The organism is Brevibacillus sp. SKDU10, assembly GCF_001645205.1.
Lineage (GTDB): Bacteria > Bacillota > Bacilli > Brevibacillales > Brevibacillaceae > Brevibacillus_B > Brevibacillus_B halotolerans.
This window is the reverse complement of sequence record NZ_LSSO01000064.1, coordinates 1-13,104: the sequence shown is the minus strand read 5'-3', so window position 1 is coordinate 13,104 and position 13,104 is coordinate 1. Positions and strand designations below refer to the sequence as shown.

The 13,104-nt window shown below is 37.1% G+C and carries 11 protein-coding genes and 1 pseudogene; 5 read left to right on the top strand and 7 right to left on the bottom strand.

Features of this window, described 5'->3' with window-relative positions; translation table 11 throughout:
- The 5 genes and pseudogenes from AYJ08_RS04550 to AYJ08_RS04525 all read right to left on the bottom strand — a co-directional run.
- A partial coding sequence (locus AYJ08_RS04550; RefSeq protein WP_231929003.1) for a binary toxin-like calcium binding domain-containing protein occupies window positions 1-908 on the bottom strand: 908 nt, incomplete at its 3' end.
- Between the two features lie 731 nt (window positions 909-1,639).
- A pseudogene (locus tag AYJ08_RS22820) lies at window positions 1,640-2,057 on the bottom strand (serine hydrolase domain-containing protein); the annotation flags it as partial.
- Window positions 2,058-2,412: 355 nt separating this feature from the next.
- Entirely contained in the window at window positions 2,413-3,240 is an 828-nt protein-coding gene (locus AYJ08_RS04535) for an ABC transporter ATP-binding protein (protein ID WP_064016761.1), read from the bottom strand.
- Window positions 3,237-4,241: a FecCD family ABC transporter permease gene (locus AYJ08_RS04530; protein WP_031415697.1), complete on the bottom strand. Its 1,005-nt coding sequence runs from the start codon at window positions 4,239-4,241 to the stop codon at window positions 3,237-3,239. Before AYJ08_RS04530 ends, AYJ08_RS04535 begins: the two co-directional genes overlap by 4 nt.
- An 18-nt stretch (window positions 4,242-4,259) precedes the next feature.
- Window positions 4,260-5,372: an ABC transporter substrate-binding protein gene (locus AYJ08_RS04525; protein WP_064016760.1), complete on the bottom strand. Its 1,113-nt coding sequence runs from the start codon at window positions 5,370-5,372 to the stop codon at window positions 4,260-4,262.
- A 140-nt stretch (window positions 5,373-5,512) separates the two neighbouring features.
- Here AYJ08_RS04525 and AYJ08_RS04520 point away from each other — a divergent pair, with 140 nt between their 5' ends.
- From AYJ08_RS04520 to AYJ08_RS04510, 4 genes are all read left to right on the top strand, one after another.
- A complete protein-coding gene (locus tag AYJ08_RS04520) occupies window positions 5,513-6,151 on the top strand; it encodes a hypothetical protein (RefSeq protein WP_064016759.1) in 639 nt (212 codons plus the stop codon).
- Window positions 6,151-6,756 carry a hypothetical protein gene (locus AYJ08_RS04515; protein ID WP_064016758.1) on the top strand — a complete coding sequence of 202 codons (606 nt, stop codon included), beginning with the start codon at window positions 6,151-6,153 and terminating at the stop codon, window positions 6,754-6,756. Before AYJ08_RS04520 ends, AYJ08_RS04515 begins: the two co-directional genes overlap by 1 nt.
- A gap of 114 nt (window positions 6,757-6,870) precedes the next feature.
- Complete coding sequence (locus tag AYJ08_RS24865; protein WP_157452785.1) at window positions 6,871-7,005, top strand: Tn3 family transposase; 135 nt, start codon at window positions 6,871-6,873, stop codon at window positions 7,003-7,005.
- A gap of 520 nt (window positions 7,006-7,525) precedes the next feature.
- Complete coding sequence (locus tag AYJ08_RS04510; RefSeq protein WP_064016757.1) at window positions 7,526-8,890, top strand: erythromycin esterase family protein; 1,365 nt, start codon at window positions 7,526-7,528, stop codon at window positions 8,888-8,890.
- Between the two features lie 2,310 nt (window positions 8,891-11,200).
- Here the strand turns inward: AYJ08_RS04510 and AYJ08_RS04500 are convergent.
- A complete protein-coding gene (locus AYJ08_RS04500; protein WP_064016755.1) occupies window positions 11,201-11,539 on the bottom strand; it encodes a hypothetical protein in 339 nt (112 codons plus the stop codon).
- Window positions 11,540-12,334: 795 nt separating this feature from the next.
- Here AYJ08_RS04500 and AYJ08_RS24715 point away from each other — a divergent pair.
- Window positions 12,335-12,457, top strand: a complete 123-nt coding sequence (locus AYJ08_RS24715) for a hypothetical protein (protein WP_018671931.1) — start codon at window positions 12,335-12,337, stop codon at window positions 12,455-12,457.
- 135 nt (window positions 12,458-12,592) lie between these two features.
- Here AYJ08_RS24715 and AYJ08_RS04490 read toward each other — a convergent pair whose 3' ends face one another.
- Window positions 12,593-12,934 carry a YolD-like family protein gene (locus tag AYJ08_RS04490; protein WP_064016753.1) on the bottom strand — a complete coding sequence of 114 codons (342 nt, stop codon included), beginning with the start codon at window positions 12,932-12,934 and terminating at the stop codon, window positions 12,593-12,595.
- Between the last annotated feature and the right edge of the window lie 170 nt (window positions 12,935-13,104).

The following is a 13,104-nucleotide window of genomic DNA, read 5'->3' as shown; positions in this document are numbered from 1 at the left end:
TCCATATGAACCTGTAAATTAGGATAGGCAGCGATCAACGGATGTTTCACTTTTACCTTTTTATCAATCATTCCTGATACTTTGGCGAAATCGCTATACGGATCAGAAGCGGTGCTCCATTTCATAGGTGAAGATGTATATTTTGTTAACGGCGCTCCAGATTTCGTGCGTTTTTTTCCATGAACTTTTTCAATCCAAGGCATTAGGGTGAGTTTTTTATTCTTGACATCCAAGGTGTATCCTTCGATTTCTAGGGAATCAGGGATGCCGTCACCGTCACTGTCTTCAACTCCGCCATCAGAAGCAGCTGAAATACTTCTTTTTTTTCTGCTAGATTCATTCTCTGGTTGATTTTTTATGTCAGGAAGCAGTAGATTTCCCTCTGGAATGATTTCTTCCGTTCCTTGTGGAGTAATCCAGTTAAGCTGTAAGCCAAATTCGTTAGCAGAAGAGGATTCTGGCTGATAAGTGATTTTTATTTTATAAAGCTTCCCTTTTTCTAGTTTGATTTTTTGCGTAGCGGAGGAGTGATCGATAACTTGTTGATCATCTATCCATAGCATGGTGTGGTCATTATCAGACGTGGAGAAAGTATATTCACCTGATTTTTCTGCCTTAATAAATCCTCTCCACATGGCGGATTGAAATTGTTTTAATTCATCAGGCAACATATCATCGATTTGATCGTTATCAACGAATAGATCTCCAGACTCAGAATTTGAAATCAGTGCGGTTTCTTTTAACTCTTTATCATTGAAGTAGTAGCCTAATAAGCCTTTAAAATTCGCTTCTTGGTCGTTTATTATTTCATTTTCGTTTGAAGCCGCATGTGATAGCTCTGGATAGGAGGTGAATGAACCGAGGAGTGCAGTAGCTAATAAACACTTATACATTTTAGGTAATTTCATCGTATCAACTCTTTTCTAGGTGTAATGTGTAGAAGGAATGAAATCTTACCAATTTTATACTTGGAATAAATTCCATTATTTTTTATAACATTACTTTATCATTCGTTTTTTTGTTCATTAAATAGCAGAAAGTTGCTTTGATTAAGGAACTTTCTGCTATTTACAAACTATTTATCATTGTGATTTCGACACAAATTTTGGTATTTTATGTTATTAAATTAGCTTTTTTTCGTGTCTTCGTTGCGCTTTTTCAGCAGTTGTATCAGTCGTAATGGATTCGGAGCTTCGTACCCGAGGTGCTTGAAATGATTCCTCTTCCAGTCTTTTTATCTTTTTAGTGACGGTTGTTTTTGTTGCCGTTACGTCTTCGATCAATGTTCATTGATTGTGCCTGTCACCATTCTTCCAACCAGCGCAGAACCATCGGCGGTCCACATACGTTCGATTTCTTTCGCTATTCTGTTGCTTGGAAGCTGGGAGTTGTCTAACCCTATTTCACCCGTTTCGGCGGTAAAAAATCTGTTGGCGGGAATGGTAAAGAAGTCGGTAGTAGAGCTCGCCCGACCGAGTTAAAAATACGCTGTCGTTATGGCGCTCATGCGTCTTATCTATTTAGATGTCGTTTTATTCTGAATTCAGGACCACGTGTGCGCCTTTTACATGAAGAAAAGGCAATCGCAACAAGAAAACCGACACCCGCCCCAATAAAGGGCGGGATGTCGGCTTTAAACTTAATGGCCAAACTCCTTATTGAATATTTTATCGCGGCCGCCGCGACATCTGGGGCTATCGAGTTGATGGCCGTTACCAAAATATGCTTCCCGCCCATAGGTCCGCCGACTCTCGTTTCAAATCCGAAAGTACCGCCGGCATGCCCCAAAGGGTTGCCCGTCCGGTGTTTTTTCTTCATAAATCCCTAGGCCGACTTTACCCATAGGTGAATCTACTGCTGTGAGCATCTGGTCCATCATCTCTTGTTTTAGAAACTTTCCGCCCAAGAGCGAACTGAAGAAGGTGGTCAGATCTTTGACTGTTGAAACCATATTTCCGGCTGCATTTGCCCATGATTGATTCATTTCTGTCAAATCATACAAATACACTGACTTTGTCCATGTTATATCCTGTGGCCAGCTTACCCTGAATATGCGGCATCGAAGCGTACTTTCAAAAAATAATAATAAGTCGTAGTAGTCATAGGTTAACCTAGTTCACCAAGAGGGCGAACTTTTTTATTTGATCCAAATACATTATAAAAGACACAGCTCACATTCATCTCCTTACAATCAAAAAGCCCCTACCAGAAAGGTAAAGGGCTTTTTGATCATATAACTAAGTATTTTGCGAAAGGTACAAGGACGCCACCTGTTACGTCAAGACCTCATAACTTTGTTTAGATATCCCAGAAATGTTGGTGGTACCCTATTGTACAGGAACTTTTCATTCTTACTAATAAAAATGCAGATGTGCTGAATTGGTTGTCAGAACATCTGCTTTACCAATATCATCAATTAAAATCGTAATCTGCACCGAAATATTTTGGTATTATGGTTTCGTATACATGTCCATCAACCTTATGAAGTAGCTTAGTTACTTCGATCTGGAAGTAATTTAATATGTTTTCTTCTGTCATCAACTCAGATACTGGACCTGTAATAATTGGTTGGTCTTTAGCAACCATGAGCACTTTATCTCCAAAATAAAATGCATGATTTGCGTAATGTGTATTGATAACACATGCTAGCCCACGTTCTTTCACAAGCTTTTTAATCGTTTGTAATATAATTTTCTGCTTATGAATATCTAGATGCGATTCTGGCTCATCCAATACTAAAATGTTGGGTTCTGATACCAATGTACGAGCAATCAATGCAAGCTGTAGTTCCCCACCACTTACAGCTGTGCACGGCTGTTCTGCTAGGTGCTGAATACCTACCATATCGAGTGCATCTAGTGCAGCTTTTCTATCGACTTCAGATGGTTGGGCGTAAGTATGCAGTAACAATGCACGCCCCATGATTACTAAATCTAAAATAGAATAGCCAAATGTCATTTTAGATGCTTGTGGTACATAACCAATCGTTTGCCATACGTCCTTTCGACTATAGCTGGAAAGAGGTTTCCCACCTAATAACGTTTCTCCCTTTTTCCATTTCAACAACCCCATTATACACTTTAGCATTGTCGTTTTTCCCGCACCGTTTGGGCCGAGAATGGACATAATTTCCCCAGGCTGTAGTTCAAAGTTGATATCGTTATGGTATAAATACGTTTGTTCATTGCCATGATTTGATTTTTTATAAAAATAGTTGCCATCTTTTATTTGTAAAATCAACTCCAGCCACCTCCTGTTTTTCGTAATAAATACGCAAAAAAAGGTGCCCCGACAATTGCTGTTAAGATCGATAATGGTATTTCTGCTGCGGTTAAACTTCTCGCTAAATTATCAATCATTAACAAATACATCGCACCAATTGAGATGGATGCAGGCAATACATACTGATTATTACTGCCAACAAGCATTCGGGCAATATGTGGGATAATTAAACCAACCCAGCCTATGATTCCTGCTATTGCGACTGCAGAAGATGTAATTAACGTTGCCCCTAAAATTACAAGCCATTTCATCTTCGCTACCGATATCCCAAGCGATTTTGCTTCATCTTCAGAAAGCGATAAAATATTTAAACGCCAACGTAAGATATATAAAATGATGATTCCTATTACTATAAGTGGACCACCAATTAATAAATCTGAATAGCTTGCTGTTCCGAGGCTGCCCATCAGCCAATAAGTAATGGAGGGCAGCTTTTCTTCTGGATCAGCTAGAAACTTCACTAGTGAAATAAGAGCTTGAAATAAGGCGCTTGTTACAACCCCTGCTAACACTAGCATAAAAATAGGCATATCTCGTTTGGAACCACCGATAAGGAATGCGAATCCAATGGCTAACATTCCCATCAGTAGTGAGAAAATTTGCATTGTAAAACCATTACCAAAAAGTAATATTCCAATAGACGCACCGAATCCAGCACCGGCAGAAACACCTAAAATGTCAGGACTGACTAAAGGATTCGCAAACATTCCTTGGAATGCAGCACCGGCGATGGATAGACCGCCACCGATGAGCATTGCAAGTAAAATACGGGGAAGACGGATATTCATTACAACCGTTTCATCCATATTTGTCCACGTCTTTTCTATAGGGACTATTTGTGAAAGTAATATTTTCGTTTGTACAATAAAATCTACGTGATAACGTCCAATGCCAATTGATATAAGTCCAAATATCAGCGGTAGCATCCAAAGTAAAGATTTTATGAATCTGGATTTCATTTGAAAGCCACCTTTACATTAATATTTTGCTGCTTCTGATGGCGGATTTAAGATTTCTTGTACTTGCTTATCGGTTAATTCATAATCATAGAAACGCTTATAGTAATCCTTAATTTCTTTACTCATGTCGTATGTGAAAAGTTCTGGATAGTTTTTCTGTGCCATCCATTTCAGCATTAGAGGAGCATCTCCACTTGGTGGATACCAACGATATATTCCAAGAGGCATTTTATAAACTTTCTTATTTTGCACTGCCTTTACTTGGCTCCAGTCTTGACCATCAAATACGTTATTATATAAGTCTTCTGGTTGTGTTTCCGTGAAATTTGTAATGTAAATGATGTCCGGATTCCATTCATAAATTTGCTCCATATTAATTGCTTTAATGCCTTTTATTTTTTCAGCAGCAACATCAATACCTCCCGTTGCGTTTAACCAACGATTTCCATGCATGCCAACACCGGCTGTCGAGATTTCCCCATTACTATGATATTGCAGAATCATTACACGAGGTTTATCTCCTTTTACTCCCGAAAGTACTTCATTAATCATTTTCTGATTTGCTTCACCCTCTTCAATAATTTCTTTTTGTCGATCTATCGTATCTGTAATTTCCCCTGTTAAAGACAACCAACGATTTAATGTATCAAGCGGGTTTAAAGAAGTTGTTTTTGTATCTAAAGCAACTGTTGTAATTCCTGCTTCTTCAAGCTTTTTTACAGTCTTTTGTTGGTTAGCGATTTCAAAATATACTTGAGGATTTAACGATATTAATTCTTCGATGTTTACTTCACCATTTTTAATAAAATTTGTTTTCGCTTTTAGAATAGATGGAGAAATATCTTTTAAAATCGAATGTGCTGCTGCATTATATGAATTCGGATGAATTCCTACAATTTCATCCGTTGAATTGGTTGCAATATACCATGTCGAGAAGTATGGAAGAATACTTCCCATTACTACACGATTAATTTTTGCTGGAATTTCCACCTTTCGATTCAATTCGTCAACAATTAGTTTTGTTTCTTGAGTTGGCTTAAGTTCTTTACTCGTAGAAGTCTCTTCTGTATTACCACATCCAGTAAGAAACAATAGTAGAGCAGTAGCCGATAAAATAAATTTACACTTCATTCTTTTACCTCATTCTGATATTATTTTTATTGATAACGATTTTCATTATCAATTTACAGCAATACTATTCTTTGGTCAATCTTAATATCAAAATTCTAATATTAAGATAATAAAACCCAATTCGATTGGAGGATTTTTTTTTGGCTCAGTTTAAAGAAATTTTATGGTTAGATCCAGGTCATGCATTTGGTCTAGAGAATCGTACAAGTCCATTTATCGTAGAAAACTTTACACAAATTGATCAGTATGACTTTGCTGAGATAAATTTAATGCCATTCAAATGTATTGTCATCCATGATTTTATTGATCAGGAATATATGTTTAAACATAAGGAGAAAATTTCTTCGTTTTTAGATGAAGGTAAAATTGTTATTTTTTCTGGACACTTATGTAAAGAATGGTTACCTGGCTGTCCAATATTTATGCCTAAAAGGATAAATACATACAAAGATTATGAGATTTCTATAGCAACATCAAATCCAATCTTTGAAGGTGTTGAACCAAACGATATGACCTATAACAAAGGAGTGGCTGGTTTTTTCGCTCGCGGCACATATTCACCTGTTCCAGCCAAAGCTGAAGTATTGCTTACACTTTCCGATGATTTGCCGGTAACATATATTGATCGGCATACAACGAAAGGGACAATTTTAGCCCACGCGGGGCGAGACATTTTTGCCCATCGTATGCAAAATAAATCAACGGATCGTATTAGTGCGCAGTTACTTCAATGGATTCACGATGAATACGAAACCATACAAAATTCCGGAGGGAAATAATGAGAAAAATCGCTGTAATTTATAGTGGAAACGCTCCGCATCATCGCACATTTAATGAACCTAAATACCGACAATATTTGAAAGAACTCATATACTTTCCCGAATTTTTAGATACACCTCTAGAAAGTTTTGATGTATTAATAGTTCCGTCTCAACTGAACCAAAAATTACTTCTAGAATCTAAAGAAAAAATTCATGCTTTTGCACAACGAGGAGGAATTGTGGTTTCATTTGGCCCACAGCCCTGGGAGTGGCTACCAAACCAAAAATGGGAGGACCGAGAAACGAATTTTTGGTGGTGGTTAGAAAAAGGAGCGCAAAGTGGTCTAGTATTGTCTGCATCTGAATACGACCTTTTTAATTACATTACTTTATCTGATGCAACTTGGCATCAGCATGGCGTGTTTTGGCCAATAGAAGGTACGAAAAAACTAATCACAACAGAAGATGGAGGTGCAGTTATGTATGTAGATAAGATAAGCACTAATGGAACTTGGATTATTACAACACTTGATCCTGACTATCACTTTGGCTCATATTTTATGCCAGCCACTGAACGTTTCTTCGATGGCTTTCTTCCTTGGTTAGCACATGGAAAAATATAGAATTCTCTAATTAAATTTATTTCTTCTAAAGGTAATACATTTTTATGGGTAAGCGACTTATTGATTTTTTTGTAACAAAATTAACACTATAAGAACTAATATCATGATTCTACTTTGCACCCTCCAAAAGAGGAAGAAAAATCAGCAATCATAGTTGCCATTATAGCGATGGGAACAAATATTGGTTTTACAAAAATAGCAAAGACAACACAAAAAGTTGCATACAGACAAATGTTTACTGCTCAATAGGGGTCCCCGCCAACCAAATGACATAATGGACTCAGATAGAATAAAAAAACTCGAATTCCTGTACTCTTCTTAGGAACTCGAGTTTTTTTATTCTGGAATACCTCATTCCAGCTTGCCTATCGGTGAATCGGGCCAGGGGTATCATCGATGTTGGTACCGCCTTTCCAATTGCTTAATTTCATAGGCTTACCAAAAAAATTTCTTGCCCCAAATAAACTTTTCCCTATTTTTAATGAAAGGTTTTTTTGTGATATCTTGCAGTAGCGATGACTCGATCTAGGAGAAATTACCCCTCAACCAACCATGTTTCAGTCCGCACTCTAGATGTAAAGGGCGGAACTGTGTATCAATCAATTTAATGTAGTTAACGATATCAGAAAAGATTATAATAGTGTAAATAGTAAGATAACCACTACATAATCTTGTACATTTTTATCAATTCGAGCGGGAAGATGACATATGCGATTATCATCTTCATCCAATTGAAAACGAGTGATCAGCTCAAGAAAGAGAGAATGCTATGAAAAAAAATCTTCTGATTGTAATAAGCTTGTTCATCATGATGAGTGTATTCACGGGTTTCCATTCTGAATCAACCAACACGTTTCAACAGTCATTGAAATCTAACCTTGTTCCTGTTTCAGAAATAGAATTTCCTTCGAAAACCACTATCTCTGAGTCACCCAACACGCTAGAACAGTCATTGAAATCTAACCTTGTTCCTGTTTCGCAAATGGAACTTCCTTCGAAAACCATCATCGGGTTTGGAGAAGCTACGCATGGTAACAAGCAATTTACTACGCTAAAGTCAGATATTTTTAAGCATCTGGTGGAAAAACAAGGATATCGCGTATTTGCCATAGAAGGCGATTTCGGCGGAGGACAAAAGGTCAATGAATACATTTTAGGAGGCAATGGAACTGCGCAAGATGCTGCAAAAGCAATTGGATTTACAATTTACAATACACAAGAAATGGCAGCCCTTCTATCCTGGATGCGCTCCTATAATGAGCATCGGGATGCAAAAGATAAGATTCATTTTTATGGTTTTGATATGCAGCGCTATGACCATAACAAAAACGGGCTATTCTCCTATTTAAAAAAGGTTGATCCGACACTTGTCTCCAAGTATGAGATTGCACTTACGAATCTGAATGATAAAACGGTGTATGATCAAAAGCAGGCTAACGTACAGAAGGGGCTCTCCCATATTAAAGGTTTGATGGAGCGGATGAAAGAAAACAAATCCGTTTATACTGCAAAAAGCTCTGCAAAAGAATACGAGTTGGCTCTAGCCTTTGCCGAGGCTATCAAGCAAAACGCTACACTGCACGGAACAAATGCGAACTATAACAATACTCGTGATCAATATATGGCGGAAAAAGTGAAATGGATTTTATCATTTGAAAAGAAATATTACGGTCGTGAAAACATATTCATAACAGGACATAATGGACACATTGAAAAAACCTCCACATCCATGGGAATGACAACCTGCATGGGAGAGTATCTCGCAAAAACCTTAGGTGATCAATATTACGCAATAGGAAGTGAATTCTACGAAAGCTCCTTCATTGCTACTGACGCTACTACCAATGAACGAAAAGAGTTTTATGTAAAAAATAATGGGAACGATCGGCTAGCTGTTCTGTTTGCACATACAAACATAAAGGATGGATTCCTTGACTTTGCAAAAGTAAGACATGATGAAAATTTCACTGAATATCTGAATAAAGCTCAGCCCATCAGTGCAATAGGTGCAGTCTTTAGTGGATTGTATGGAAAAATTGAAAAGATGTATACTTTAAAGCTGATTCCAGCAAAAGCTTTTAATGCTATCATTTTCGTGCGCACAGCTACTCCTTCGGTCATGATAACGGATTAACGGACTTAGTCTAGAACAATATGTTCACAGTCTAACACTTTATATCGAGTGTAAAAGATTCTTTTCAATGAACCGTATTCCCTTCAAACAATTAATGGCTTCGCTCTTTCTTATCAAGGGTCGAAGCCATTAATTTTAAATTACTCGGGCGTGAAGGCACCCCTTTCCAATTCTTCATTTCATAGGTTTACTCAAACATCCAATACATCACAATCCAAACAAATAACTCTTTCCTAGTAGCAAGCTAACCGGTTTCTTAGTCTAATCAGTTGCTTGGTCCAACCATTCCCTCCCCCTCTCATTTCTGAAAATCCATTTAAGGAATCTTTTGCTGAAGAGCTCCGCGCGTTCTAGCGTGAACACTTTGCAAATTTTTGATATCCCCTAATCTTCATTCACTTTTAAAAATTGATCTTACCCACTATCTGTGGCTCTGCGAATGTCTGTTCTTGGATCTCGCTATGTATGGTAGGTATTCACCCAATTATGCATGGATAATCACCCACAAGGTATACAGTCAAATATACTATCAGGAAAATAAGATTAAATTAGGGAGTGATTGTATTGGTTTGTTATAATGTCCCTTATACCTATGAGCAATGTATGCAAGATTGCACATCTGGAGAAAATCCAGGTACAGTTGAAGAATGCGAACCTGTATGTAGACAGTTTAAAAGAAGACCTTGGTATACAATGTGTACAGAATCTATGCCATCTATGCCATACGCGCCTTCAACACCTTACGGCATGAGGCAACCAGCACCTTACAGTCCACAACCATATCCATATGCTCTTAACCCTCAACCTCTTCCACCTCTCCCTTATCACTATTATTCTTTTCTTCCTGACGATGATTGCGTTAGGGAATGCAGAAGACTCGGAATACCTTCTTTAAACTGCTGCTATAGATGCGGATATTGCTAACAGAAATGCTTTGAATGAACGTTATGGCTACGGGTTCCGCCTCAAAAGTTGCAAAAATAATGAGTTATCCCGTAAATCTTGTACAAATACTGTTCTAATAACGGAAATCTATCGTGTAAGAAAAAGTGGTAGTCCGGGACATATTTCTTTCTGACTACTACTTTTTCTTTACTAGAAACCTTCTGCCATATGTATCATGCCTCGGATAAATAGATTATCTCCAAACGCACCTATCCTCTCTAGTAGTCTTCTTGGTTATGACACGTCTCACAGTGGCTAACATTTGTACCGATCCCAAAACAACGTCGTATCTCCCTTGTGTAAAACGATATGGTCAACTACTGTATCCCCTGTTAGCAATCCTTTGGCATAGCAATGTTTGCAGAATTGATGCTTTCTTACAAATCCGACAAAGTTGTTGCAACATGATGTAACCAATATGTACATAAGAAAAAGCACCACATTGGGTACACCATGTAATGGTTTTGCTTAAATTTATAATCACTGGTATTTCAGATACTAAACAGTATTTTTACCACGTTAGATTGCTAAATGGAACAGTTAACGTAACCATCATAAAATCATTCTTTTCAAAAAGGCAAAACTATTATCAAGGTCAAATCTCCCCTTTTTTATTAATCAGTTCTCAACTTTGTTTAAAAAACATACCCTGTATTAATCGGTTCTTATGAAAATTAGCTTTATCCTCTATATCTATGGACTTTCAAACTAAAGAATTCTCGACATCATTGGCTTTTTTTATTATATGAGAGGAAGTTTAATAAATGAAAATTTTATGCCTCACTGTCTTTTGAAATTTTTCGTTTTTCTTTCCATTGGAAAATCTCTTAGTTAACTAACGGACGTATGAAACTGATTTAGAGTAAGGTTTATTTAATTGTCTACTCTCATTACACCCTCAACAGGTATCCATCAGAACCCTCATTACGTTATTACGTGTCGGTTTGGTCGAATACTTTAACGAGTAAATGGAGGTTTTAACGAGAAAAGGCCCCGCTACCATCTTACTAGCAGAGTTATTTTTGTCCCATGTCCCCATTGGCCAATGCATTTTCATAAGTAAGATTATCTTTTCTGATTTTGATTTTAGATAATAAAAAAAGATGTAGAATACGCTACACCCTTGCATAAAGATTTTTGTGATAAATACTATCTATGTTAAGTCTTTTGTTTTGCATGTAATTGCAAATCCTATTCCGCCCCAAGTATTTCTTACTTCTGGAATGCCTCCAGCTTTTTTACAATCCTGTGATTGCACTTCTGCAAACTTGTAGTTTCTAGCATGTAGAAGGCTCAAGAAAACAAAGCAACCAATAACTAAGATTATAATCAACAGGGGATAGAACATTTTTTTCCTCTTACTGATTATTGTGGAATTTTGCATTTTACATCAAATCCAATTCTAGGAAAAGTATTTTTTACTTCTGGAACTCCCCCTGCATCTTTACAATCTTGAGCACGTCGTTCGGCCATTTCAGAATTTCTTTCATGAACGGTATAGACAGTATAAGTGGTAGCTCCTGCTGTTACTATCGCTGCGATAGCCCAGATTACAGGAAGAATACCTTTTTGATCTTTCGTAATATTGATTGGTATAGCTCCGTGATCTGCTGCTGAAATGGTTGTAGGACTTAATACTAAGGGAGAAGATAAAATAGATAGTGACAAAATGACTGAAAGGAAGATGGAATTACCTTTAAACATTTTTAAATCCTCCTAACACTGTTATAATATTTTATACATAAGGGACTTATTCTAGGGTGGCATGGTAATCCCTTCCGATTATTACAAATACTTATTTTTGATGAGTTTTATTGATTTAATGACACCTTGTACCCCTCCTTACAGCTATGATCTTTAATTTTCATCATCATCCTGATTAGATAATTCCATGGGATTTTTCGGTTTGCCAAAACAAATAAGTCTTTCCCTATTTTTAAAGGGAAGGCTTGTTTGTAAATCTTGTATCCGGACTCCTATAAAAGAGCGATCCAAGGAACACAGCAAGGGGCAAAATGCGTTCAAACGTTTCAATCCGTGCTCCTGTGTGTAAGGAGCCATACTATCAGGAAAAAATAGCATACTAGAATACCTCATAATCCATTAATTGCGAACCAGGATGAAAAACTGCGGTTGGTTTACTACTGGCGTGAAGATAGCCCCCCGTTTCGATGGCACGGTCCCGGTCAAATTACTACTGTCTAATATATGAAATAATAGCATTCAACATAAATATAGTTTGATTGACCTGTTTTTTAATTAATAGTTTGCAAAAGAAAAAATCGTTTCCTTATATCTCGGGAGACGATTTTCTTCATTTTTATTTCATCTTTGAATTTTTTCTAAACTAATACACACTCTTTACCCTAACATTACTGAACTGTTACCAAGGGTATCCATAACAAAGAAAGAAACAATCGCTCGGACTTTTTCTTTCATAATCCCTGCACTCCTCCATACATCTTGGGTTATCATAGCCGGGAAATAGAGGACGGGGCGGTGGGGTATAAGGTATTATGGGTGGATAATTTGGCCAAGGTACTCGTGGTGGGGGTAAATCAGGTCGAGGTAGCCTTTGAACCGGTAGTGGTTCATAATCTTGTCTATAAAACCACAAGGTAATTCCTCCTTATCTATATTTAAGTTTTCTCGATAGTATATTTAACTGTATAATTTTTAGGTGATTGTCTAAATAAAATTGGATGAATACCCATACTTAATTAAAAACCCTGTATAAAACTGAGTAAGAGAAGTAACTTAGTTATTTTCTACCCTAACCACATTCTCAACAGGTATCCACCAAAAATCCTCATCGTTCTTTAGCTTGATCTGTTTAAACGTTAAATCAATTTTATCTACCCATCCCCAAGCGGATTCTATAACGCCTCTGCCCTCTTTTGTCTCTTTCCACCAGCTAATTGTAAGGGCATAGTCATATTGACGTGAGTCAGATATCCTGTAACAACACTCGGCCAGCTCATCTTCTTCAATGATCGGCTTCTCGATGAGCTTCTTATCCTCGTGGTACTGACGTAACATTTCTGCATGTTCTGGCAATATGAATTTCGTTACAAGTGGGTCAAGAATTTTGCTAGCCATCAAAACATCTCCTTTAATACGAATGTATGTTCCTATTTTATTTTATTATGAGGAAAATATGTAATGGTTAGAAATGGCATTTAAAGTTCGACTAGCAAAACGAGTTCTACATGATTTCTCAATATTTAACACTTTTTCCATATATAATTATTCTATTCTTAAATATAAGA